Below are 25,341 nucleotides of genomic sequence, written 5' to 3'. Positions count from 1 at the left end.
GCTGGCGGCGGCCAACGAGCTGATGGCCCGGCCGCCCCGGATGGACGTGCTCGCGCACGCCGACCGGGCCGGTCCGCGGTTCGGGCACGGTGAGCTCGTCGGGCACGAGCACGACCACGCGGGTGCCGCCGTACGCCGAGGAGCGGAACTCCACCCGCAGACCGTGCTGGTCGGCGAGGCGCGCGATCACGTACAGGCCGAGACGGATGTCGTCGGCGTGGGCGAGCACGTCCATCCGGGGCGGCCGGGCCATCAGCTCGTTGGCCGCCGCCAGCTGCTCCTCGTCCATCCCGAGGCCGCGGTCCTCGACCTCGATGGCCAGGCCCCGGATCACCTTGGCGGCCCTGACCTCGACCGGGCTCGGCGGCCGGGAGAAGCTGAGCGCGTTCTCGATCAGCTCGGCCAGCACGTGGGAGACCGGGCCGACGGCGCGCTCCGACAGCCAGGGGCTGCCGTCGATGTCCAGCACCACGCGCCGGTAGTCCTGCACCTCGCCCTGCGCGGAACGCATCACGTCCAGCAGCGGGACCGGCTTGCGCCAGCGCCGGTGCGGCGAACCGCCCGAGAGGATCACCAGGTTCTCCTCGTACCGCCGCAGTCGGGCGGTGAGGTGGTCGAGGTCGAAGAGGCCGTTGAGCACCTCCGGGTCCTCGTGCTTGCGCTCCAGCTCGTCCAGCTTCTTCAGCTGCTGGCCGATCAGCTGCTGGGTGCGGCGGGCGATGCGCTGGAGCAGGCGCTCGAAGCCGCGGTGCTGGTCGGCCTGTTTGACGGCCGCGGCCAGCGCGCCGGTGCGGGCCAGGTTGAGGGCGTCGCCGAGCCGGGTCAGCTCGTCGTCGCCGGCGTTCTCGCCGTCGCGCTCGATGGCCCGGGCCTCGGCCTCGACGTCGATCCGCTCGCCCTGCGCGAGCCGCTCGACGACCTCCGGCAGGGCCTTCTCCAGCTCCTCGGCCCGCTCCTGCAGATGACCGATCCGGCGCCGGAGGTTACGGGTGAGGCGCCAGGTGGTCCAGATGACCGCGATCACGGCCAGCAGACCGATGACGCTGATCAGCACCATCCTGAGCAGCAGCGACATGACGCTGCCCTTGCCCTCCTCGACCACGAGGGCGGTGCGGTGCTCCAGCAGTTCCTCGATCCGCGGGTCGAGTTCGTCGATCGCCCCGCGCCAGGTCTCCTCCCGGGCGTCCAGGGCGACGAACCCGTCCGCGTCGGCCTCGGCCGGGCGCAGCACCTCGTTCTCCACCCGGGACTTGGCCTTCCAGGCGTCGCTGCGGGTGATCTCCTGCCACATGGCCTTCTCGTCCGCGGGGAGCATGGGGACGACCTTGGTGGAGTACTGGAGTTCCTGGCCGGAGACGGCCTCCCGGACCAGTCGCAGGTCCGCGGCGCTCAGCTTCCCGTCGGCCCAGCCGCGCGCCAGCAGGGCGTCCGAGCGGGAGATCATCTCCTTGGTCCAGAACAGGTCGACCAGCGGCTGCGAGAGCGTGGTGATGTGGCCGTTGTCGACATGGCTGAGGGCCGCGAAGAGTTCGAGGTCGACCGCGATCAGGTCCGTGTAGTAGCCGTACACGGCCTTCTGCTGCTCCTTGCCGCCCTCGTCGACGAGGGTGCGCTGGGTGGGCAGCTGGTCGATCGCCTCGCGGGCCTCGGCGACCGCGTCGCGGACCTCGGAGGGGGCGTCGTCGGTGGCCACGTCGGAGAGCGAACGGAAGCTCTCGACCGCCTTGTCGGTCAGCTTGCGCTGCTGCTGGAGTGCCTCGGTGGCGCCCTTGTGCCGGGCGAGCGCCTCGGCGCTGAGCCGGCGCTCCTCCTGCAGGTTGTAGTACACGATGTTGGACGGCTGACCGGCCTTCTGGGCCAGTTGCCCCTGGGCCGCCTGGCGCTGGAAGTCCAGCAGGGTCTGGCCGCTGGTGACGGCCCAGAGGGCGGCCAGTGCGACACCGGGAACGATGGCCAGTACGAGCAGGGCTGTCCGCAACGACATGGGGGTCGATCCGGTCCGCCGTGAGGCGCGCGTGCGCAGGGCGTGCTCCTTGACGATGGTGCCAGCCTCATGACTGGTCAAATCCGTTGAGAATCTGGACGGGAAGATATTAGTCACAGTGAAAAAACGAACAGATAGCGGGCTCACATGCGCATCACCGATCGCGCACAGCTTCATCACCGAGCCCTGAAGTCGCCCGGTCCACAAGGGTTCGCGCAGCGGCCGGGGTGCGTCCCGCACTTCCCCGGACCCTCGACGGCGGTGGGGGAGTGGCCGGTTCCGGGGTTGCGCCCGGGGTGACGGGCCCACCGCGCCGCACCGGATGCGGCGCGCCGTACGGGTGAAGAGCCGTCAGGGATATATCTGTATTCGGTGCTCTTCGCCCGTAATGCATCGTTCAGGTCCCGGACGTCCGCCCGGAGCGGGCGCGGGACGCCCACCGGCACCGCATGACCGCTCTCATCGTCTGCCACTTCGTCCTGGCCGCCTGCGCGCGCCCGCTGGTGCGGGCGCTGGGCAGCCGCGCCTTCGTCCTCCTCGCGCTGCCCCCGGCCGCCACCACCGGGTGGGCGGCCACGCAGTGGAGCACCACCGCGTCCGGCGGCTCCGTCACCTGGTCGTGGCCGTGGATGCCCGCCTACGACGTCACCGTCGACCTCAGGCTCGACGCGCTCGCCGAACTGATGGTGCTGCTCGCGGCCGGGATCGGCACGCTCGTCCTGCTCTACTGCGCCTCGTACTTCACCGGCCGGACCCCGCAACTGGCCGGATTCGCCGGGAACCTGCTCGCGTTCGCGGGCGCCATGCTCGCCCTCGTCCTCGCCGACGACCTGATCTCGCTCTACGTGTTCTGGGAACTGACCACGGTCTTCTCGTACCTGCTGATCGGATACGACAGCGAGCAGAAGCACAGCCGCCGCTCCGCACTCCAGGCGCTCACCGTCACCACGCTCGGCGGCCTCGCGATGTTCGTCGGCTTCCTCCTCCTCGGCCGAACGGCGGGCACGTACCGCATCTCCGCCATCCTCGCCGACCCGCCCCCGACGGGACCCGCCGTCTCGATCGCGGTGCTGCTGATCCTGTGCGGGGCCCTGTCCAAGTCGGCGATCTGGCCGTTCAGCCTCTGGCTGCCCAACGCCATGGCCGCACCGACGCCCGTCAGCGCCTATCTGCACGCCGCCGCGATGGTGAAGGCCGGGGTGTACCTGGTCGCCCGGCTCGCGCCCGCCTTCGCCGACGTGCCGGTCTGGCGGCCCGTCGTGATCGTCCTCGGCGCCGCGACCATGCTGCTCGGCGGCTGGCGGGCACTGCGCCTGAACGACCTCAAACTGGTCCTCGCCTACGGCACCGTCAGCCAGCTCGGCTTCCTCACCCTGCTCGCCGGGGCCGGCACCCGGGACACGGCACTGGCCGCGGCCGCCATGATCCTGGGCCACGCCTGCTTCAAGGCCCCGCTGTTCCTCGTCACCGGCATCGTCGACCACGCGGCCGGCACCCGCGACCTGCGCAGACTCTCCGGTGTCGGCCGGGCCCTGCCGCACGTCTGCGCGGTCGCGGTGCTCGCCGCCGCGTCCATGGCGGCCCTGCCGCCGCTGCTCGGATTCGCCGCCAAGGAAGCCGCGTTCGAGGCACTGCTGCACGGCTCCACCGCCGACCACTGGGCGCTGGGCCTCACCGTCGCCGGCTCGGTCCTGACCGTCGCGTACACCGCGCGGTTCGTCTGGGGGGCCTTCGCCCGCAAGCCCGGAGTCGAGGACACCCCGGTGCACCGGGTGGGCCCGGCCTTCCTCGCGCCGCCCGCGCTGCTCGCGCTCTGCGGACTGGTGCTGGGACCGGGCGTCGAATGGACCGACCGGCTGTTCGGCGCGTACGCGGACACGTTCCCGCCGTCCCCGTACCCGTACCACCTCGCGCTCTGGCACGGCTTCGGGACCGCCCTGCTGCTCTCGGCCGTCGCCACGGCGGGCGGCGCGGTGCTCTTCCTGGGCCGCACCACCGTGACCCGGCTCTCCCGCCGGATCGCCTGGCCGACCGCCGACAGCGTCTTCGGACATCTGCTGCTCGGCCTGGAACGCTTCTCGCTCCAGCTCACCGGCTTCGTCCAGCGCGGCTCGCTCTCCGTCTACCTCGCCACCACCCTGCTCGTGATGCTGGCCGGACAGCTCACCGTCCTCGGCGTGGACCGGCCGTGGCAGGGGGCCCCGGCCCCGCGGCTCTGGGACGTCCCCCTGCAGGGCGCCGTCGCCGCACTGACCTGCGCGGCCGCCCTCCTGTGCCTCACCGTCAGCCGCCGGATGAAGGCGGTGGTACTGGCCGGACTGACCGGATACGGCGCGGCGCTGCTCTTCGTCGTCCAGGGCGGCCCCGACCTGGCGCTCACCCAGTTCTGCGTCGAGACCGTGTCGATGATCGTCTTCGTGCTGGTGCTGCGGCGGATGCCGGTGCACTTCCAGGAGTCGGTCAGCACCTGGCGGCGCGCGGTGCGCATCCCGGTGGCCCTGGCCGCGGCGGCGACGCTCGGCACGGTGGTGTGGGTCGCTGCCGCAGCCCGTACCGCGGACCCGGCGGGCGCGGCCATGGTCGAGGAGGTCTCCCACCACGGGCTCAAGGACGTCGTGGCCACCATCCTGGTCGACCTGCGCGCCTGGGACACGATGGGGGAGTCCGCCGTCCTCGCCGCGGCGGCGATCGGGGTGACGAGCCTGATCTACCTGCACCGCCGCACCGAGGAACCGCCGCGCGAGGAGATCCGGGGACGGACCGCCTGGTCGGTGACGTCCCCCGGCCTGACGGGGCTTCCGCACGGCGACGAGGGGGCACCGGAACGCGGCTGGCTCGCGGCCGGTTCGACGCTGGCGCCCGAACACCGCTCCATCGTCTTCGAGGTCGTGGCCCGGCTGCTGTTCCACCCGGTCCTGGTGCTCTCGGTGTACCTGCTGTTCTGCGCCGAGAACATGCCGGGCGGAGGCTTCGTCGCCGGACTCGTCGCCGGACTCGCGCTGATCACCCGTTACCTGGCGGGCGGACGCTTCGAACTCGCCGAGGCCGCACCGCTCCAGCCCGGACTCTTCACCGGCCTCGGACTGTTCGTCTCCACCGGGGTCGCCCTGCTCGGCCTCGCCGACGGAACGGTCCTGCACGCCTGGACCCACCACGGCCGGCTGCCCCTGATCGGCGAGTACCACATCGGCACGCCGATCCTCTTCGACTTCGGGGTCTACCTGCTGGTCCTGGGCGTGGTGCTGGACATCGTGCGGGCGCTCGGCGCCAAGATCGACCGGCAGATCGAGCGGGCGGTGATCGAGAAGGCGGCCGCCAGGGCCGCGGCGGCCGGTACCGGCGCACCACCGGGAACAGCCCCCGGGACGGCTTTCGGGACGGGGGGCGTCGCCGAATGACGGTCAGCGCCTCGCTCCTGGCCACCGCCGTGGTGCTCTGTGCGGTCGGCGGCATCCTCATGCTCACCAGGCCGCTCACCCGCATCCTGCTCGGTGCGGTGATCGCGGGCAACGGCATCAACCTGCTCGTCCTCTCCGCCACCGGCTCGGCCGGCGAGGAACCGCTCCTCTACGGCGTCCCGCTGAGGCGGGTCACCGACCCGCTGCCGCAGGCCATCGCGCTCACCGCGATCGTCATCACCCTCGCCACCACGGCGTTCCTCCTCGCCATGGCGTACCGGGGCCACCAGCTGACCGGCACGGACGAGGTCCACGACGACCTGGAGGACCGGCGCATCGCGCTGCGCGCCGAGGTGCTGGGGGAGCGCGACGAACTGCGCGAGCGGTACCGGGCCGCCGACGACGTCACGGACGAGCAGCGCGCCCGCTACCGCGAGGAACGCCGCCGGCTGCGGGCCCGGCTGCGCGCCGACCGGGCCCTGCAGGCACGCGGCCGGTACGCCGCCGGCGACCTCTGGCACGACGTACTGGGCGCGGACCCCGAGGACTACGCGCGACAGCGGCCGCGCACGGAGGACACCGACCCGGGGGACCGGCGCACCGGGAACGGCCCGCCGGAGGACCCCCGTTCCGAGGTCGGCCCGCGCCCCGAGGACGACCCGCGGGGGCACTCCCCGGAAGACCCCCGCCCCGACGACGCCGATCCAGGAGCCACCGGATGAACGCACTCGTCCCCCTGCCGGTGCTGCTGCCGCTCTGCGCGACCGGCCTCAGCCTCGCCTTCGGCACCAGACTCAAACAGGTCCAGCGCCTCATCAGCGTCGCCGTGCTCGGTGCCGTGCTCGGACTCTCCGTCACCCTGATGATCGTCGCCGACATCCGCGGCCCGCTCACCGTCGACCTCGGCGACTTCGCGCCGCCGCTCGGCATCACCCTGGTCGCCGACCGGCTCTCCGGGCTGATGCTGACGGTGTCCTCCGCCGTCACGCTCTGCGTGCTGGTCTACTCCCTCGGCCAGGGCATGGCCGACCGCGACGAGGAGACCCCCGTCGCGGTCTTCCACCCCGCGTACCTGATCCTGGTCGCCGGGGTCGCCTGCACCTTCCTCGCAGGCGACCTGGTCAACCTCTACGTCGGCTTCGAGATCATGCTGGTCGCCAGCTTCGTCCTGCTCACCCTCGGCGGCACCGGCCCCCGGGTCCGGGCCGGCTCCACCTACGTGATCATCTCGCTGTTCTCGTCGATGCTGTTCCTCACCGCCATCGCCATGACCTACGCGGCGGCCGGCACCGCCAACTTCGCGCAACTGGCCGGACGACTCGGCGAACTGCCGCTCGGGGTGCAGACCCTGATCCAGGCGATGCTGCTCACCGTCTTCGCCATCAAGGCCGCCGTCTTCCCGCTCGCCGCCTGGCTCCCCGACTCCTACCCGACCGCGCCCGCCCCGGTCACCGCGGTCTTCGCGGGCCTGCTCACCAAGGTCGGCGTCTACTGCATGCTCCGCACGGAGACACTGCTCTTCCCCGGCAACCGGCTCGGCGACCTGCTGATGGCCGCCGCGCTCGCCTCGATGGTCGTCGGCATCCTCGGAGCCGTGGCCCAGACCGACCTGAAACGGCTGCTCTCCTTCACCCTCATCAGCCACATCGGCTACATGGTCTTCGGCATCGGCCTCGCCACCCGGGACGGGTACGGCGGCGCGATCGTCTACGTCGCCCACCACATCACCGTCCAGACCACCCTCTTCCTGGTGGCGGGGCTGATCGAACGCCGGGGCGGCACCACCGAACTCACCCGGATCGGCGGCCTCGCCAAGGCGGCCCCGCTGCTCGCCACACTGTTCTTCGTCCCCGCCATGAACCTGGCCGGCATCCCGCCGCTGTCCGGCTTCATCGGCAAGCTCGGGCTGATGCGGGCCGGGGTCGCCGACGGCGGCTTCTGGGCGTGGACCCTCGTCGCCGGATCGGCGGTGACCAGCCTCCTCACCCTCTACGTGATGGCCAAGGTCTGGAACCTGGCCTTCTGGCGGGCCGCACCGCCCGGACAGGCCGCGTACGGCACCGTCCTGGAGTCCGGCTCCGACGAGGACGACACCGACACCGACGAGGGCCCCGACCGCATCCCCGGCAGCGGCGACGAACCGGTGCACCCCCGCCACCAGCCCGCCGGGCGGGCGGTCACGGCCACCCTGCACGGCCACGCCGTCACCACCACGACGAAACTGCCGCGGCCGATGACCGGGGCGACCGCGGCGGCCGTCGCACTCGGCCTCGCCTTCACCGTGTTCGCCGGACCGCTGACCTCCTACACCGACCGCGCCGCCGCCGAACTCATCGCGCGGACGCCCTACACACAGGCGGTGCTCGGCCGGTGAAGCGCCTGATCAAACTGTCCTTCCGGGACAAGGACCTGCCGCCCCTCAGCTGCGAGTTCGTCGGGCGCCGACGGCGCGTGCTCGACCTCCCGCTGATCGCCTGGCTCACCTTCATCTGGGTGCTCCTCTGGTCCAGCCCCAACTGGGTCAACCTGCTGACCGGCGCGGTCGTCGCGGTGGTCGTCTGCCTGGCCTTCCCGCTGCCCCGGGTCGACCTCGGACTCCGCCTGCACCCCTGGGGCATCCTGATGCTCGCCGGTTATCTGCTCTACGACATGTACACCTCGGGCGTACGCGTCACCCGGCAGATCTTCGTCGACCACCCGCACCGGGCCGCCGTCATCGCCGTACCGCTGCGCTGCCGCTCCGACCTGATGCTCGCCGCCACCGCCGTCGCCGTGTCGAACGTTCCCGGCGGATCGGTCGTCGAGGTGCGCCGCGCCACGGCCACCGTCTTCCTGCACGTCCTCGACGCGGACCGGCCCGCCGTGCTCGACGCGGCACGGCGCTCGGTGTGGCGCCTGGAGGCGCTGACGGTACGGGCCTTCGGCACCGCCGACGAGATCGCCCGGGTCGCCGAGCCGCCGCCACCAGTCGTACCCGGCAAGGGAGTTGGGACATGAGCACGCCGGAGACCGTCGAACGGGCGCTGCTCACCGCGTCCGTCGTGCTGATCGTCGTCGCCGGGGCGGGACTGCTCGCCCGGATCTGGCGGGGGCCGTCCATGCTGGACCGGGCGATCTCGCTGGACGTGTGCGCCGCCCTCATCATCGCGGGCCTGGCCGCCAAGTCGGCCTTCGCGCGCGACTCGTTCTACTTCCCGATCATGCTGGTGCTGGCCTTCCTCGGGTTCACGGGGTCGGTCGGCATCGCCCGCTTCATCGCCGTCCGCGACCGGCCGCCGCGCCGGGCCCCGGACGGCGGCCGCGAGGGGGAGTCCCGATGAACGTCTGGCTCCAGGTCCTCGACCTGGCCGGCGCCGTACTGGTCCTCGTCGGCGCGGCCGTCTGCCTGCTCGGCGTGATCGGCATGCTCCGCCTCCCCGACGTCCTCTCCCGCAGCCACGCCGCCACCAAACCGCAGACCCTCGGCATGCTCCTGACCCTCGCCGGGGTCGCCCTGCGCCTGCGCAGCGGCATGGACCTGGCGACCCTCGGCCTGATCGGCTTCTTCCAGCTGATGACCGGCCCCGTGGCCGCCCACCTGGTGGCCCGGTCCGCCTACCGGACCGGCCAGATCGACCACGGCGAGGGTCAGGAGCATGCCGAGGGTCTGCGGTTTGGTGGCGGCGTGGCTGCGGGAGAGGACGTCGGGGAGGCGGAGCATGCCGATCACGCCGAGCAGGCAGACGGCCGCGCCGACGAGGACCAGTACGGCGCCGGCCAGGTCGAGGACCCCCCGGCCCCGTGCACACGCATGCCCGGACGCGACGCCCCCTCCCACCGGCCCGAAACGGAAGGCACCCCCATGACCGATCCGCTGCTGTTCAACCCGCGCACCTACGACCCGGCGCACTTCGACCCCGAGACCCGCAGGCTGCTGCGCGCCACCGTCGACTGGTTCGAGGCGCGCGGCAAGGGCAAGCTGATCGAGGACTACCGGTCGCGGGCCTGGCCGGCCGACTTCCTCGCGTTCTCCGCCGAGGAGGGGCTGTTCGCGACCTTCCTCACGCCCACCTCCGCCGCCGCCGAGGGGGAGCGGGACACCAGGCGCTGGGACACCGCCCGCATCGCCGCGCTCAACGAGATCCTCGGCTTCTACGGCCTCGACTACTGGTACGCCTGGCAGGTCACCATTCTCGGCCTCGGCCCGGTCTGGCAGAGCGACAACGCCGCCGCCCGCGACCGTGCCGCCGAACTCCTGCGCCAGGGCGAGGTGTTCGCCTTCGGCCTGTCCGAGAGGACCCACGGCGCCGACATCTACTCCACCGACATGCTGCTGGAGCCCGACGGCGCGGGCGGCTTCCGCGCCACCGGTTCCAAGTACTACATCGGCAACGGCAACGCCGCCGGACTCGTCTCCGTCTTCGGCCGCCGCACCGACATCGAGGGCCCGGACGGCTACGTCTTCTTCGCCGCCGACAGCCGCCACCCGGCGTACCACCTCGTCAAGAACGTCGTCGACTCGTCGAAGTACGTCAGCGAGTTCCGTCTGGCGGACTACCCGGTCGCCGCGCAGGACGTCCTGCACACCGGCCGCGCCGCCTTCGACGCCGCCCTCAACACCGTCAACGTCGGCAAGTTCAACCTCTGCACCGCCTCCATCGGCATCTGCGAGCACGCGATGTACGAGGCCGTCACCCACGCGCAGAACCGCATCCTGTACGGCCGCCCCGTCACCGCCTTCCCACACGTGCGGCGCGAGCTGACCGACGCGTACGTCCGCCTCGTCGGCATGAAGCTGTTCAGCGACCGGGCCGTCGACTACTTCCGCTCCGCGGGCCCCGACGACCGCCGCTACCTGCTGTTCAACCCGATGACGAAGATGAAGGTGACCACGGAGGGCGAGAAGGTCATCGACCTGATGTGGGACGTCATCGCCGCCAAGGGCTTCGAGAAGGACAACTACTTCGCCCAGGCCGCCGTCGAGATCCGGGGGCTGCCGAAGCTGGAGGGCACCGTCCACGTCAACCTGGCGCTGATCCTGAAGTTCATGCGGAACCACCTGCTGGACCCGGCCGAATACGCGCCCGTGCCGACCCGGCTGGACGGGGCCGACGACACGTTCCTCTTCCGCCAGGGACCGGCCCGCGGCCTGGGCGCCGTGCGCTTCCACGACTGGCGCCCGGCCTACGAGGCGTACGCCCACCTGCCCAACGTCGGCCGCCTGCGCGAACAGGCCGACGCGCTGTGCGAGTTCGTCGCCACCGCGGCCCCCGACGAGGAGCAGAGCCGCGACCTGGACCTGCTCCTCGCGATCGGCCAGCTCTTCGCGCTCGTCGTCCACGGCCAGCTGGTCCTGGAGCAGGCGGGTCCGACGGGGCTCGACGAGGACGTCCTGGACGAACTGTTCGCCGTTCTCGTACGGGACTTCTCCGCGCACGCCGTCGAACTGCACGGAAAGGACTCCGCCACCGAGCAGCAGCAGCTCTGGGCCCTGGGGGCCGTGCGGCGCCCGGCCGTGGACGCGGGGCGCTCGGACCGGGTCTGGAAGCGGGTCGAGGCGTTGTCCGGGTCCTATGAGATGGCGCCGTGACCGTTCCCGTTCCCTTGCGTGTCCGTCCCCGGCCCGTCCCCGGCCCGTCGCGGGCCGGGGACGGTCACCCGGGACGGTCCGGTGACCACCGGTGCGTGCGTCAGTCGGTGTCGCGGGGGTCGAACGACCCGGTGTCGACCGTCAGCGGCTCGGGGAAGGCGGACGCCACGGCGTTCCAGGGCGTCAGCTTGAAATTGGTGGCCTCGCGTCCGCCGTCCGCGGGAGTGGCCTCGCCGTCGTGGGTCACCAGCAGGCCCCGGGGGAAGGGCCGGCCCAGGGGGACGTTGACGACGGTGGAGCCGTCCGAGTGCTGCACGCCGTCCACGGCCGGGCCGTCGTCGAGGGTGAAGGAGCCGACGTGGTCGTTGCCGCCCTTCCGCCCGTACACCGCGAAGGCGTTGTCGCCCTGGCTGGAGGCGAGCACGTAACCGGCGCCGTCCGCCGCGTGGTACACGGTGACGCCCTCCGCGTCGGCGCTCAGGTTCTTCCCGCCGAAGCCGGGGTCATGGGCGGTGTCGAGGACGCATTCCTCCTCCTCGGCGTCGTACGTCCACGGCGTGCCGTACTCGCGCACCCGGTCGATCATCTCGGGCGCCTCGAACTCCTCGTCGTCGAGGTCGACGCGCCACAGGCCCACGGCCTCCTGCGCCGCGTACAGGACGTGCTCCTCCTGGTCGACGGCCATGCCCTCGACCTGCGGGCGCTCGCCGGGGTCGGCGCACGGCCGCCAGCCGGTCCCGTCGGGCAGGGTGAAGGAGGCGGGCAGGTCGAGCGTGTCCTCGGTCCGGTAGCCGACCCGGCCGCCGCGGTCCTCCAGTTCGAGCAGCCGCAGCCGGGTCTCCTCGCGCTGCGAGGCGACGACATAGGCGTCGTCGCCGTCGCTGAACGCGGCGAGCCCGTAGGCCGTGCGCTGCTCGTCCACCTCGGACTCGCTCGCGGCGAAGACCGGCCGGACGTCGGGGGCGGTCACGTCCCTCAGCGGCGGCCGGCCGGCCGCGACGGCTGCGGGGTCGATCGCGAAGGCCCGGATCCGGTCCCGGCCCCGGTCGCTCACGAGCGCCAGGTCCGTCTTCCGGCCGCCCAGCTCGAACCCGTAGACGACGTCGACGTTGTTGAACCGGCCCGGCGCCGCGTCCCCGCCCGGCGCCGACGGCGCGGCGATGTGCTGCAGACGCCTGCCGTCGAGACCGTACACATCGAGTCCGGCCTCCTTCAGGGTGCCGATCACGAGGCTGCGGCCGGGACGGTCGGGATCGACCCAGACGGCGGGGTCGTCGGCATCGGCGTTGCCACCCGCCTCGTCGTCGTGGACGGCGGGAGTCTCCACGGACGCGGTGACGGACACCGGCTGCGGCGCCGCGGGGGCACCGGTCACCAGCACGAGTGCGGCGGTCAGCGCTGTCAGAGCGGAAGTGCTCACAGTACTCCTCGGTAGCGTTACGGTCGGCGGCGACGCTATGGGGGCCGGGTGGAGGGCGGGCGGCGGTGCGATGAACGGTGGATGGACCATCAACTTTCTTGCGTGGAACCGCAGTCGGCGGCCCGGCCGCGGGCGGCGCACCGGGCGCGGGAGGGAAGAGGTCCGGCCGGGTTCCCGCGGATCGCCCCTGGGAGATCATCTGCTGAACTAAAGTTCTCGGGTCCGGATCCCAACCAAGCGGACCTGAGAAGGAATCACGGTTATGCCCACTGAGACGTTCGAGTTTCAGGTGGAAGCTCGCCAGCTTCTGCAGATGATGATCCACTCGATCTACTCGAACAAGGATGTGTTCCTGCGCGAACTCGTCTCCAACGCCTCCGACGCGCTCGACAAGCTGCGGCTCGAAGCGCTGCGCGACGACTCGCTCGACGCGGACGTGTCCGACCTGCACATCACGATCGAGACAGACCGGCAGGCCCGCACGCTGACCGTGCGGGACAACGGCATCGGAATGTCTCACGACGAAGTGGTCCAGCTCATCGGGACCATCGCGAACTCGGGCACGGCGAAATTCCTGCGGGAGCTCAAGGAGGCCGAGGACAGCACCGCGGCCGAGGGACTGATCGGCCAGTTCGGCGTCGGTTTCTACTCCAGCTTCATGGTGGCCGACGAGGTCACGCTGCTGACCCGGCGCGCGGGCGAGAGCCGGGGCACCCGGTGGGTGTCCGGCGGCGAGGGCACGTACACGATCGAGACCGTCGACAGCGCCCCGCAGGGCACCGAGGTCACCCTCCGGCTCAAGGCGGAGGACACCGAGGACCGGCTCTACGACTACACCTCCCCGTGGAAGATCAGGGAGATCGTCAAGCGGTACTCCGACTTCATCACCTGGCCCGTGCGGATGGCCCCCGAGGGCGCGGGCGACGAGGACGGGGCCGACGACGCCCCGCGCGAGCCCGAGACCCTCAACTCGATGAAGGCCCTGTGGGCCCGCTCGCGCGAGGAGGTCACCGACGACGAGTACCACGAGCTGTACAAGCACATCAGCCACGACTGGATCGCCCCGCTCGAAACCATCCGCCTCCAGGCGGAAGGCACCTTCGAGTACCAGGCACTGCTCTTCATCCCGTCGCACGCGCCCCAGGACCTGTTCATGCAGGGGTACAAGCGCGGCATCCAGCTCTATGTGAAGCGCGTCTTCATCATGGACGACTGCGAAGCGCTGATGCCGCCGTACCTGCGCTTCGTCAAGGGCGTCGTCGACGCGCAGGACCTCTCGCTCAACGTGTCCCGCGAGATCCTCCAGCAGGACCGCCAGATCCAGCTGATGCACCGGCGCCTGGCCAAGAAGGTGCTGTCGACGGTCAAGGACATGATGTCCTCCGAGCCGGAGCGGTACGCCACGTTCTGGCGGGAGTTCGGCCGCGTCGTCAAGGAAGGGCTGCTGAGCGACTTCGAGAACCGCGACGCCATCCTCAACGTCGCCTCCTTCGCCACCACCCACGACAAGGACGAGCCGACCACGCTGCGGCAGTACGTGGAGCGGATGAAGGACGGCCAGGAGCACATCTTCTACCTCACGGGCGAGTCCCGGCAGGCCATCGAGAACTCCCCGCACATGGAGGCGTTCCGGGCCAAGGGCGTCGAGGTGCTGCTGCTGACCGACCCCGTCGACGAGGTGTGGGTCGAGGCGGACGCGGAGTTCGACGGCAGGAAGCTGCGGTCGGTGGCCAAGGGCGAGGTCGACCTCGGCACCGAGGAGGAGAAGAAGGAGGCCGCCACCGAGCGCGAGAACCGGCAGCAGGAGTACGCGGACCTCCTCGGCTGGATGACGGAGCGGCTGGGCGAGACCGTCAAGGAGGTGCGGCTCTCCTCGCGGCTCACCGTCTCGCCCGCGTGCATCGTCTCCGACGCGCACGACGTGACGCCCGCCCTGGAGAACATGTACCGCGCCATGGGCCAGGAGGTACCGCACGTCAAGCGCATCCTCGAACTCAACGCGGAGCACCCGCTGGTCAGCGGCCTCAACCGGGCGTACGCCGACCGGGGCGAGGAGACCGGCACCGGCCTGGAGGAGACGGCCGAGCTCCTGCACGACCTGGCGCTGCTCGCCGAGGGCGGTGAACTGGCCGACCCCTCGCGCTTCGTCCGGCTGATGGCCGACCGTCTGGAGCGCACCCTGTGAGAAGGGCCGCCGCGCCCCGGCCCGTACGGCACCGCCCGCCCGCGGCCACCGGGGCGCCGGTCCGGCCGTGACGCACGCGAGCCGACGGGACCGGCCCGTCACCGTTGCCCTCGCACCGGTGGCGGGCCGGTGCCGTGTCCCGCCCGCGCGGCCCGGACCGGCGGGACCGGTGCCCGGCGGGCGGGGGCGCAACGGGCGGCCCGGCACCGGGCGTTGCCCGTACGGGTCACCTTCGTCTCCTCCGGAGGGCAGCGGACGCGAGCGGCCGTGACGGACTGCTAACTTGCGTCGAGCGACTGACCCAAACATGTCCGGCCACGCGGTGCCGCCCGCGTCGGCGCATCCCCGAGGGAGGTCCCCGTGATGTCCAGTGCCCAGCCCCGGGCCGGGAGCAGGCCCCCCGCGGCCCCGCCGAAAGAGGCGCGCGTCCTGGTCGCCGTACTCGCCCTCGCCGGGATCGTCGTCTCCCTGATGCAGACGATGGTGATCCCGCTGGTGCCCGAACTGCCCCGGCTGCTGCACGCGTCCGCCTCCGACGCGGCCTGGGCGATCACCGCCACGCTGCTCGCCGGGGCGGTCGCCACCCCGGTCATGGGCCGGCTCGGGGACATGTACGGCAAGCGCCGCATGCTGCTGACCGGCCTCTGCCTGCTGGTGGCCGGTTCGGTGACCGCCGCGCTCGGCGAGGGACTGGGCCCGGTGCTCGTCGGCCGTACGCTCCAGGGCCTGGCCGCCGGTGTCATCCCGCTCGGCATCAGCATCATGCGCGACGAACTGCCCGCCCACCGGCTCGGATCGGCGATCGCGCTGATGGGCGCCTCGCTGGGGGTCGGGGGAGCCCTGGGCCTGCCCGCCGCCGCGTTCCTCGCCGAACGGGTCGACTGGCACGTGCTGTTCTGGGCGTCGGCCGGCGCGGGGGCGCTGGCCACCGTCCTCGTCCTGGCCCTGGTGCCCGAATCGCCGGTGCGCACCGGCGGACGGTTCGACCTGGTGGGCGCCGCCGGGCTCTCCGCGGCCCTGGTCTGCCTGCTGCTCGCGATCTCCAAGGGCGCCACCTGGGGCTGGGGCAGCGCGCCCACCCTCGGCCTGATGGGCGCCTCGGCCGTCGTCCTGGGGCTGTGGGGCCGGTGGGAGCTGCGGACCGCGCAGCCGCTGGTCGACCTGCGGACCACCGCCCGCCGCCAGGTGCTGCTGACGAACGTCGCCTCGGCCGTCTTCGGCTTCGCGATGTTCGCGGTGTCGCTCGTGCTGCCCCAGGTGATCCAGCTGCCGGAGGACACCGGATACGGCCTGGGCGCCTCGCTGCTGACCGTGGGCCTGGTCATGGGACCGTCCGGACTGGTCATGATGGCGGTCGCGCCGCTGTCGGCACGCATCTCCCGGAACCAGGGGCCGAGGACCACTTTGATGGCCGGTGCGGCGGTGGTCGCCGCCGGGTACCTCCTCGGCATCGTCCTGATGTCGGCGATCTGGCAACTGGTGCTGGTCTCGGCCGTGATCGGGGCCGGGATCGGACTGGCCTACGGGGCGATGCCCGCCCTCGTCATGGCCGCCGTGCCCGTCTCGGAGACGGCCGCCGCCAACAGCTTCAACACCCTCACCCGGGCCATCGGCACCTCGGCCGCCAGCGCGGTGGCGGGAGTGGTCCTCGCCCAGATGACCACCTCGTTCGGCCCGCTCACCGTGCCGTCGCAGAACGGCTTCCGCACCGTCATGGCGATCGGCGCGGGCGCGGCGCTGGTGGCCCTGTTCTTCGCGTTCCTCCTGCCCCGACGGCACTCCGCCGCGCCGTCGCCCCGACCCGCGCCGGAGCCCTCGCCCGCACCCGCCGAGGGCTGAGACACGACCGCCGTCGGCGGGTGCGGTCCATCCACCGAAAACCGGTGGACCAGACCATTGCGAGCCGCATAGCTTGTGCGGCCGTGACTGATGCCCAGCAGCGTTCATCGAGTGACCCGGCCATGACGGCCACGGCCCCGGCCACGACGGCGAAAACCCCGCAGGGACTGTTCTCCCGGCAGTACGCGTCGGCCACCGCCGTCTTCGCCACGGTGATGTTCCTGACCGGGCTCGCCGCACTGGCCGTGGTCCCCACGCTGCCGACGGCCGCCCAGGACCTGGACGGCGTGGCGCTCTTCCCGCTGGTGGCGGGATGCTTCGTGGCGGCGAGCCTGCTGGGCGGGGTGCTGGGCGGCCACTGGGCCGACCGGTCGGGGGCGCACCGCCCGCTGGCGGCGGGCATGGTGCTGGCCGTGGCCACCCTGGTCGTCTCGGCCGCCAGCACCTCCGTCTGGCAACTGGCCGCCGGACGCTTCGTGGACGGCGTGGCGGGCGGAATGATCGCGGTGGCGGTCAACGCGGCGATCGGCCAGGCGTACCCGGAACGGCTCCAGCCGCGCGCCCTGGCGCTGATGAGCGCCTGCTGGATCATTCCGTCACTGGTCGGACCGCCCCTGGCGGGACTGGTGGCCGAATGGTGGTCCTGGCGGGCGGTGTTCTACGGACTGGCCGCCCTCACCGCGCTCCCGGCCCTGGCCGTCGTGGCCCTGCTGCACGGCCGCTTCCGGCCCGCCGCGCCGGAACCGTCGAAGGACGCCGCGCCGCGCCCCGCGCTGCTGGTCGCGGTCGCGGTGAGCGTGGGCGCGGCGCTGGGCCAGTACGGTGCGTCGGGTCGGGACACCCGCCACCTGCTGTTCGCGGCGGTGGGACTCGCCCTGCTGGCGGTGTTCGCCACGCGGCTGCTGCCGTCCGGCACCGTGCGCGCCGCGCGCGGCCTGCCCGCCACGGTGCTGCTGCGCGGCCTGAGTTCGGGGGTGTTCTTCACCCTGGAGGCGCTGGTGCCGCTGATGCTCGTCACCGACCGGGACGTGGCCCCCGTGGTGACGGGCCTGGCCTTCACGGGCGCCGCCGTGGCCTGGGCCGCCTCCTCCTGGGTGCAGGGCCGCCTGCCGGAGCGGACCCCGCGCCACCGCCTCGTCGTGATCGGCGCCCTGATCCAGGTGGCGGCGGTCGTGGTCGCGACAGCCGGTTCGGCGCCCGGCGCGCACCCGGCCGTCGCCGCCTCGTCCATGGTCGTCGCGGCGGTCGGCATGGGCCTGCTCGCCCCGTCCCTCACCGTGCTGTCGCTCTCCCACGCGCCGGCCGGCCGACAGGGCTACGCGAGCAGCGCGATGCAGACCACCCAGAACCTGGGCCAGATCCTGGTCCTGGGCGTGGCATCCGCCGTGTTCCACGCCTTCCCGGCCCTCGGCCCGGACGACGCGGTCGGCTACGGCGCGGCCTTCGCGCTGCTGCTCGTACCGGGTGTCCTGGCCGTCCTGCTCGCCCCCAGGTCGGGTAACGTGCCGGGCACGGGCCGGGACGATCGGGACGGCTGCCGGGCCTGACGACCGAGCCGCCCACGAGCGGCAAGGAATACGCCGAAATCGGCGAAAAGCCGTCCTGTGGTGAGAGAGGGGACATCTCTAGGCTCGACCACATGCGTGTACTTTTCGCCTCGACTCGCGGTTCGGGCCACTTCAACCCACTCGTCCCCCTCATCGACGCGTGCACGGCGCGCGGTGACGACGTCCTGGTCGTCGCGCCGCCGGCCCTCGAAGGGTTACTGGCGTCCAGGAAACAGCCGTACCGCATCGGCCGGGAGCCGGACCCGGAGGAACTCGCGGGGATCATGAAGCGGGTGCTGACGCTGGCCCCGGACGACGGGGTCTCCCTGATGGTCGCGGAGGTGTTCGGCCGGCTCTGCACCGCCGCGATGCTCCCCGCGCTGGAGGAGGCCTGCCGCGACTGGCGGCCCGACCTCGTCCTGCACGAGACGTTCGAGTTCGCCTCGGTGGTGGCCGCCGAGCGCCACGGAATCCCGCACGCCCGGGTCGCGGTCTCGGCCGCGGGGTTCACCGCGTCCACCGACCGGCTCCTGGCCCCCGTGCTCGACCCGTACGGCCCCGGCATCGCCCGACGGCTCCTCGACTCCCCGTACCTGACCCGGCTGCCCGCCTCCCTGGATCCCTCGCCGTACCCCACGACCCGCCGCTACCACGAAGAACTCCGGCCGCAGGCGCTGGCGGACCGGTGGGGAGGGGCGACGGAACCGCTGGTCCACGTCACCCTCGGCACCGAGGCGGGCGCCCTGCCGACCGCGACCGGCCTGTACCGCGCGGTCCTGGACGCGGTGAGCGCACTGCCGGTGCGCGTCCTGCTCACGACGGGGCACCACATCGACCCGGCGGCCCTCGGACCGCTGCCGCCCCACGTCCACGCGGAGCAGTGGGTGCCGCAGGCGGACGTCCTGCGCAGTGCCTCCCTCGTGGTCTGCCACGGCGGTTCGGGAACGGTCTACGGCGCCCTCGCGGCCGGCGTCCCCGTCGTCTGCGTCCCCCTCTTCGCCGACCAGCCGGACAACGCCCGGCTGGTGACCGGGGCAGGAGTGGGGGAGTCCGTCACCCCGACCGGGGGCCCGGAGGACGAGGCGCCGGTGCTGGGCCCCGACGACGTACGGAACATCCGCGAGGCCGCCGAACGGATCCTCGAACAGCCCTCGTACCGCGCACGGGCCCGGTCCCTGGCCGACGAGATGCGGAACACCGCCACGGCGGCGGAACTGCTCGCCACCCTCGAACCCTGACCCGTACCGCACGACGCGACGGCGCCCACCGCACGCCCGTGCGGTGGGCGCCGCCGCGTCCGGGCGCTTTCGCGGCGTCCGGTCTCCCGGTGCCCGGCCCCGGGCAGGTGGCCCGGCGGACGACGACCGCATAGGTTGATCATCCGCACCGCCCGGAAGCCGCGACGCCCGGCATCGGGGCAGGTCGAAGGCGGATCGAAAAGAATCGAAGAAATTTCGTCGTCGGATGTCGAGGACCCGTTTCCCGCTCCGACCGAAGGGTGACAGCGCGCCGACGGGGCGCGCGGGACGGGGAGGACACCCGAGATGAAGTACGTCGCGATGATCTACGGCAACCAGGCCAAGTGGGACTCCTTCCCGGCCGAGGCGTGGCCGGAGGCGATCGCCAGGCAGGAGGCGTTCAACAAGAAGTACCGGGAGAGCGGCGAACTGCTGGGGGCCTACGGTCTCGCGGACGCCGCCGCCGCCCAGTTGGTGCGTCGCGAGGACGGCGTCCCGGCCGTCACCGACGGGCCGTACCTGGAGACCAAGGAGTACATCGCCAGCTTCTACATGCTGGACTGCGAGAGCCTCGAACGGGCGCAGCAGATCGCCGCGGACATGCCGTTCGCCGATGCGGACCCGGTGGAACTGTGGCCGGTGCTGCACGAATCCGCGGCGGACGTGTGAGCACCGCGCACCACGGGGCCGAGGACCTGCTGCGCGAACTGGCGCCGCAGGTCCTCGGCGCGCTCGTCCGGCGGTACGGCGCCTTCGACACCTGCGAGGACGCCGTCCAGGAGGCACTGTTGGCCGCCGCCCTCCAGTGGCCCGGGGAAGGGGTGCCCGACAACCCCCGCGGCTGGCTGGTCACCGTCGCCTCCCGCAGGCTGGTCGACCAGGTGCGCAGCGAGGCGGCGCGCCGCCGGCGCGAGGACGCCCTCGCCCTGGCCACCCCGCAATCCGCGCTGCTGGCCCACGCGGCCGACGCCGCACCCGCCTCGGACCACGACGACTCCCTGTCCCTGCTCTTCCTGTGCTGCCACCCCGCGCTGTCCGCGCCGAGCCGGATCGCGCTGACCCTGCGCGCGGTCGGCGGCCTGACCACCGCGCAGATCGCCGCCGCCTTCCTGGTTCCCGAGACGACGATGGCCCAGCGCGTCAGCCGGGCCAAACAGACCATCAGGGCGACCGGCACCACCCTGTCCCCGCCGGAGGGTTCCGACGGCGCCGAGCGGCTGGCCGAGGTCCGGCACGTGCTCTACCTCATCTTCAACGAGGGCTACACCACCACGGGCGGCACCGACCTGACCGCGCCGGAACTGTCCACCGAGGCGATCCGGCTCACCCGGCTGCTGCACCGCCTCGTGCCCGAGGACGCCGAGACCGCGGGGCTGCTCGCACTGATGCTGCTGACCGACGCGCGCCGCGCCGCGCGCACCGGCCCCCGCGGCGAGTTGGTGCCCCTGGCGGAACAGGACCGCGGCCGGTGGGACCGCCGACTCGTCGCGGAGGGCGTGGACCTGATCAGCCGCACCCTGCCCCGAGGGCAGGTCGGCCCCTACCAGTTGCAGGCGGCCATCGCCGCCGTGCACGACGAGGCCGGACACACCGACGCCACCGACTGGCCCCAGATCCTCGCCCTGTACGACCTCCTGGAGCAGTGCGGGCCGAACCCGATGGTCCGTCTCAACCGCGCCGTCGCGGTCGCCATGGTCCGAGGACCGGCCGCCGGTCTCGACCTGCTGGCGGAACTGGAGGGCGACAAGGGCCTGGAACGCCACCACCGGCTGCTCGCCACCCGCGCCCACCTGCTGGAAAGGCTCGGCCAGCACCAGGAGGCCGCGGACACCTACCGGGAGGCGGCCGGTCGCACCGCCAGCGCCCCCGAGCGCCGCCACCTCACCGAACGGGCCCACCGCCTGGAGACCCCGGCGTGAGCCGGACCGGGCACCCCGCGACCGGCGGGGGCGCCCGGTCCGGCCCGGCGGCTCAGGCGTAGGCGCGCACCGCCACGATCCCCGGCCGGGGCGCGCCGTTCGTCGCGTCCGCGCACACCCGCAGCGCCGAGACTGCGCGCGGCGCGAACCGGTGGACGCGGTGGCGCACGCGGTTGCCGGTCTCCTCGACGAGCGGGTACCAGTCGCCGTCGGCCAGGGCCTCGACGCGGTAGTCACGCACCAGTTCCGGCATGATCTCGAACGGTGCGCGGTGCAGGTGCAGATTGTTGAGGAACTCGTCGACGTCGTCGTCGAACACCAGCTGCACGGTGCCGATCCCGACAGGGGAGTCCCAGTCGAGCCGCAACCAGCCCGGTCCCTCGTCGGCGGCCTGCCACAACTGCGGTCCGCCGCAAGGGCGCTGGAAACCGCCGACGGCCTTGTACGGATCGAACGCCGCCGTGGCACCCGCCCGGAAGCAGAAGCTGCGCCGGCGCAGCCCGCGCGCCACCCACTCGGTCACCAACTGGCGTTCCTCGGGGGAGCGGTCGCCGGAACCGGGCTCGCGGGCCAGCGCCAGGACGCCCGTGCGCCGCTCGTCGGCCAGGTGCAGCGCGACGCCCTCGGCCGCCCGCACCACGACGACGGCGTTCCTCGGTTCCTCGGGGTGCCAGACCAACGGCACCCCGACCCACTGCCCCTTCCCGGCCGCGACCTCGACCGCGCGGGCGTCCAGCCGGCTCACCGGCACGGCGTTCTCCGCCCGGACGGTGTCCCACAGCTCCACCCGCAGTGTGGTCGCCGCCGCGGCGTCGACGAGCAGTTCGAAGCCCTCCAGGGAGGGTTCCACCGGCAGGACGACGCCCAGGTCGCGGTCGAGCGGGAACGGCTCGGTGCCGGGGCCCGGCTCGACGGCCAGCACGGACAGGGTGCTCGACGCGCTCACCCGGGCCGCGCGCGCCAGATCGTCCGGATCGGTGTTGCGCACCCCGACCAGCGAGGCGTCCTGCCGCAGCAGGATCTGCTGCAGGCGCCGGTCCGCGGCCAGTTCGCGCGGGGTGACCCCGTCCCGCACGCACAGCGCCGCCCCGGTGCCCGCGGCCTCGCCGATCGCCGCGCAGGTCGCCATCACCCGGGTCGTGCCGAACGCGACGTGGGTGGCGGAGATGTTGCGGCCCGCGAGGAGGAGGTTGCGGACATTGCGCGAATAGAGGCTGCGGAACGGGATGTGGTACACGCCGTCCGGGTGGATCTGCCGCGCGTTCGGGCTGGTCGAGTACATGCCCTCCACCGGGTGCAGGTCGATCGACCAGCCGCCGAACGCGACCCGGTCCTCGAAGGGCTCCTGCCCCATGACCTCGTTCTGCGTCAGCACGTGGTCCCCGAGGAAGCGGCGGTACTCGCGCTTGCCGGGCAGGGAGCCGACCCACTCCAGGGTCAGCCGGTCCGCGTCGAACTTCCCGGAGTTCTTGATGTGGTCCCAGATGCCGTGGATCACGGACCAGAGCTCGTCCCGGATGCGTTCGTTGTCGTGGACGGTGTCGAGTTCGCCGCCCCACTCGATCCACCAGTAGTCGCAGCCGTTGTCACCGGTGCGGATCAGCCGGTGCTCGGGGATCGAGGTGTCGAGGATGTTCCTGGCGAAGGACGGCGGCACGTACTTCACCGGGTGCCCGGCGTCCTTCGTGTGGAAGAGGATCGTGGAGCCGAGCAGCTCCCGGTCGGGGACCTCGGGCGCCCAGGACTCCCCGTACTCGGCGCGGGACTCCCGGCCGATCCGGTGCTCGGCGCCCGCGAGGTGGCCGACCAGCCCGTCACCGGTGCAGTCCAGGAACACCGGACCGGTGAAGGTGATCAGCCGCTCCGAGCCCATCGTCCAACCGGTGACCGAGGTGATCACGCGCTCCTCGGCCGGGCCCCCGGCGGCCACCTCGCGGACGTCCGTGTTGAGGAACAGGGTCAGATTCGGCTCGGCGAACAGCGCGTCCAGGACCACCTGGTCCCAGTAGTGGGGATTGCCCTCCGGGTTGCGGTACTGGTTCTCCAGGATCAGTTCGCCGATGATGCCCGTCTCCCGGGCCCACCGCTGGGCGCCGTGCGCGGTGGCGCCGCACACCCACACCCGTACCTCGCTGCTCGAATTCCCGCCGGGCACGGGGCGGTTGTGGACCAGGGCGACCCGCAGGCCCAGCCGCGCGGCGGCGATGGCCGCGCAGACGCCGGCGAGTCCTCCGCCGACGACGGTGATGTCGCTCGTCACGGTCTCCGTACGCATGATGCGTTCGGTCCTTTCTCCGGATTCTCAGGTCTCGGAACCCGCGCGGGGCGGGGGAACGCGCCCCGGCGACGGGGGCGCCGTGCGGAGGGGAGGGGCACCGCCCGCCCCTCCGCACGACGGGTCAGGGCGCCAGACGGGAGTCCGAGAGGCGGGGCGAGGGCGGCGGGGCGCCGTCCAGCGTCGCGGAGTGCAGCGCGGCGTGTTCCTCGCGGGAGACCACGGACCGGCCGCCGCGCACAGTGAGCCGTTGACCCCGCGGGGTCGTCCAGCGCACCTCGGCGCGGTCACCGGCCACGACCACCTCGGGGGCCGGCCCGGTGCTTCGCGGGGCGCCGGACGGCACCAGGGACAGGGTCCCCGCCGCGAAGGCGTCGCCCACCTCCGCCCAGTCCAGCTCGACCGGGGTGTCGCTCTCCAGGAGCACCACCTCGATCCGTGCCCCGTCGGGGCGCGGGACCAGCCGGGTCGTCGGGGTGCGCCCCGCGAAGGTTCCCCCGGCGGTCCGGAAGTCCAACCGGGCCGTTCCCAGGTCGAGTTCGACGCCGCCGTCGACCGCCGTCACCCCCGCGACGGGCGGCGCGCCGATCGCGTCCACCACCAGGCGCAGCGACCGCGCCCGGAACCGGTCGCCCGGCCCGATCATGTCGAGGTGGTGGTGCCGGTCGCCCGCCGGGCAGGCGAATCCCGCCAGCCAGGCCACGTGCGGGCCGCTCTGCACGGTGGAGAGCACGCCCGAGGCGAAGTCGAAGTCCTCCGCCCCGTCGTCCTTCACCAGATGGACGTGCAGATGACCGGCGGTCCCGTCCGGGCGCACCCAGTGGCCGAACAGCGGCCTGCGCTGCAGCCAGGTGTCCTGGTGGTTGACGCTGCCCAGAGTGGTGACCGGGTCGAGCCAGGTGGTGCCGGTCTCCGGGGCCGGGCCGTCGGCGAACAGCTCCCGGTGCTCGTGCTCGCCCCCCAGTTCCGTCAGCCGGGGCAGGACCCAGTCCGGCATCCGGTAGTCCACGCAGGAGTCCACCCCGGTGGTCATCTCGCCCCGGACCGGGCGGGGTTCCGGCGCGCCGAGCAGCCCCCCGACCGCCTTCGCCAGGGCGGGCGGCACCCCCAGGTCGTTGCTGTAGCAGCGGGCCATGGGGCCGGAGAGCTGACGGGTCGGCGGGTGCCAGCGGGCGAGGAAGTGCAGCCAGAGCCGGTCGTGCAGCCGCTCGTTGAGCTCCCGCACCTCCTCGTCCCGGACGTGTTCCCTGATCAGGGTCAGCGTCTGGAGCACCACGCCCCAGTAGGACGGGCTGTTGAACTCGGTGAAACTGCCGGTGCCGTCGATCGCCGCGCACAGCCGCGCCATGCGGTCCTTGCCGTACGCGAACAGCGCCCCGTCGTCGAGGACCTGGCCGGCGGCGAGCGTGACGAAGGTGCCCATCGCGGCGACGTTGGTGTACCCCATGGGGACGTTCCGGCGGACGATCGACGCCGCCGCGTGCCGCAGCGATTCCCGGATTTCGTCCAGTACGACGGGCGGCAGCCGGTCACCGTGCCGGGCGTGGACGAGCAGCAGCTGGATGCCGAGGAAGTCCGCCCAGTTCCAGTCGGGCGGGTCCATCTCCGCCGCCGGCTCCTCGGCGTAGTAGCCCCAGATTCCGTAGGTGGGGCTCTCCGCGGACCGGTCCTGGAGGGCCGCGACGCGCAGGATCGCGGCGTGGGCGCGCTCGGCGTCGCCCTCGCCGCCCCGTTCCAGCAGGAGCAGGGCGTACTGCAGGGAGTTGCGCGTGGGGTGGGCGGGTCCGCCCTTGATGCGGGTGTGGATGGGGTTGTACGGGGCCTCGACCTGCAGCAGGTCCGCCCCGGCGTCCCAGCAGCGGTCGCCCTCGGCGAGAGCCGTTCGCAACAGGACGCGGTCGTAGGCGTCGGCCGACCAGGCAGGGTGCACGGGAAGTCCTCCGGCTCGCGACCGTCGGGCCGACGGT

Annotated in this window: 16 protein-coding genes and 1 pseudogene; 13 read left to right on the top strand and 4 right to left on the bottom strand. The window is 72.6% G+C overall.

The window, feature by feature from the left end; all coding sequences use genetic code 11:
* Positions 1-1,984, bottom strand: a 1,984-nt coding sequence (locus tag EAO76_RS11365; protein ID WP_148835816.1) for a nitrate- and nitrite sensing domain-containing protein, incomplete at its 3' end; no start/stop codon positions are given.
* 449 nt (positions 1,985-2,433) lie between these two features.
* On the opposite strand from EAO76_RS11365, the gene EAO76_RS11360 reads away from it, so the two are divergent.
* The 7 genes and pseudogenes from EAO76_RS11360 to EAO76_RS11325 all read left to right on the top strand — a co-directional run bounded on the left by EAO76_RS11360 (position 2,434) and on the right by EAO76_RS11325 (position 10,951).
* Positions 2,434-5,382: a Na+/H+ antiporter subunit A gene (locus EAO76_RS11360; RefSeq protein ID WP_148835798.1), complete on the top strand. Its 2,949-nt coding sequence runs from the start codon at positions 2,434-2,436 to the stop codon at positions 5,380-5,382.
* Positions 5,379-6,104, top strand: coding sequence for a Na(+)/H(+) antiporter subunit C (locus tag EAO76_RS11355; RefSeq protein ID WP_148835797.1), 726 nt, complete (start codon positions 5,379-5,381; stop codon positions 6,102-6,104). The genes EAO76_RS11360 and EAO76_RS11355 overlap by 4 nt, the downstream gene beginning before the upstream one ends.
* Positions 6,101-7,756, top strand: a complete 1,656-nt coding sequence (locus EAO76_RS11350; protein ID WP_148835796.1) for a Na+/H+ antiporter subunit D — start codon at positions 6,101-6,103, stop codon at positions 7,754-7,756. Before EAO76_RS11355 ends, EAO76_RS11350 begins: the two co-directional genes overlap by 4 nt.
* Positions 7,753-8,379 (top strand): Na+/H+ antiporter subunit E, encoded by a 627-nt coding sequence (locus tag EAO76_RS11345; protein ID WP_148835795.1) that lies wholly within the window; start codon positions 7,753-7,755, stop codon positions 8,377-8,379. The genes EAO76_RS11350 and EAO76_RS11345 overlap by 4 nt, the downstream gene beginning before the upstream one ends.
* Positions 8,376-8,702 carry a monovalent cation/H+ antiporter complex subunit F gene (locus EAO76_RS11340; RefSeq protein ID WP_148835794.1) on the top strand — a complete coding sequence of 109 codons (327 nt, stop codon included), beginning with the start codon at positions 8,376-8,378 and terminating at the stop codon, positions 8,700-8,702. Before EAO76_RS11345 ends, EAO76_RS11340 begins: the two co-directional genes overlap by 4 nt.
* A pseudogene (gene mnhG / locus EAO76_RS11335) lies at positions 8,699-9,007 on the top strand (monovalent cation/H(+) antiporter subunit G); the annotation flags it as partial. The gene EAO76_RS11340 and the pseudogene mnhG, both read left to right, overlap by 4 nt.
* A 216-nt stretch (positions 9,008-9,223) precedes the next feature.
* The gene (locus tag EAO76_RS11325) at positions 9,224-10,951 is read left to right on the top strand and encodes an acyl-CoA dehydrogenase family protein (protein WP_148835815.1); all 1,728 of its coding nucleotides are present in this window, start codon (positions 9,224-9,226) and stop codon (positions 10,949-10,951) included.
* Positions 10,952-11,051: 100 nt separating this feature from the next.
* On the opposite strand, the gene EAO76_RS11320 is transcribed toward EAO76_RS11325, so the two are convergent.
* Positions 11,052-12,371 carry a phytase gene (locus EAO76_RS11320; RefSeq protein ID WP_148835793.1) on the bottom strand — a complete coding sequence of 440 codons (1,320 nt, stop codon included), beginning with the start codon at positions 12,369-12,371 and terminating at the stop codon, positions 11,052-11,054.
* Between the two features lie 262 nt (positions 12,372-12,633).
* Here EAO76_RS11320 and htpG point away from each other — a divergent pair, with 262 nt between their 5' ends.
* The 6 genes from htpG (at position 12,634) to EAO76_RS11290 (ending at position 21,099) form a co-directional block, all read left to right on the top strand.
* Entirely contained in the window at positions 12,634-14,556 is a 1,923-nt protein-coding gene (gene htpG, locus EAO76_RS11315; protein WP_148835792.1) for a molecular chaperone HtpG, read from the top strand.
* Positions 14,557-14,919: 363 nt separating this feature from the next.
* Complete coding sequence (locus EAO76_RS11310; RefSeq protein ID WP_148835791.1) at positions 14,920-16,395, top strand: MFS transporter; 1,476 nt, start codon at positions 14,920-14,922, stop codon at positions 16,393-16,395.
* 122 nt (positions 16,396-16,517) lie between these two features.
* Positions 16,518-17,942, top strand: coding sequence for an MFS transporter (locus tag EAO76_RS11305; RefSeq protein ID WP_148835814.1), 1,425 nt, complete (start codon positions 16,518-16,520; stop codon positions 17,940-17,942).
* A 92-nt stretch (positions 17,943-18,034) separates the two neighbouring features.
* Positions 18,035-19,180 (top strand): glycosyltransferase, encoded by a 1,146-nt coding sequence (locus tag EAO76_RS11300; RefSeq protein ID WP_148835790.1) that lies wholly within the window; start codon positions 18,035-18,037, stop codon positions 19,178-19,180.
* 306 nt (positions 19,181-19,486) lie between these two features.
* Positions 19,487-19,849, top strand: a complete 363-nt coding sequence (locus tag EAO76_RS11295; RefSeq protein ID WP_148835789.1) for a YciI family protein — start codon at positions 19,487-19,489, stop codon at positions 19,847-19,849.
* A complete protein-coding gene (locus EAO76_RS11290; protein ID WP_148835788.1) occupies positions 19,846-21,099 on the top strand; it encodes an RNA polymerase sigma factor in 1,254 nt (417 codons plus the stop codon). Before EAO76_RS11295 ends, EAO76_RS11290 begins: the two co-directional genes overlap by 4 nt.
* A gap of 52 nt (positions 21,100-21,151) precedes the next feature.
* On the opposite strand, the gene EAO76_RS11285 is transcribed toward EAO76_RS11290, so the two are convergent.
* Together EAO76_RS11285 and EAO76_RS11280 are read right to left on the bottom strand one after the other, a co-directional pair.
* Positions 21,152-23,374, bottom strand: coding sequence for an FAD-dependent oxidoreductase (locus tag EAO76_RS11285; protein ID WP_148835787.1), 2,223 nt, complete (start codon positions 23,372-23,374; stop codon positions 21,152-21,154).
* 124 nt (positions 23,375-23,498) lie between these two features.
* Positions 23,499-25,304: a hypothetical protein gene (locus tag EAO76_RS11280; RefSeq protein ID WP_148835786.1), complete on the bottom strand. Its 1,806-nt coding sequence runs from the start codon at positions 25,302-25,304 to the stop codon at positions 23,499-23,501.
* Positions 25,305-25,341: the final 37 nt, after the last annotated feature.

This window comes from Streptomyces sp. sk2.1 (genome assembly GCF_008120935.1).
In the GTDB taxonomy this organism is placed as follows: Bacteria; Actinomycetota; Actinomycetes; order Streptomycetales; family Streptomycetaceae; genus Streptomyces.
Note: the sequence above shows the minus strand (reverse complement) of the source record. Positions and strands in the feature narration are given on the sequence as shown.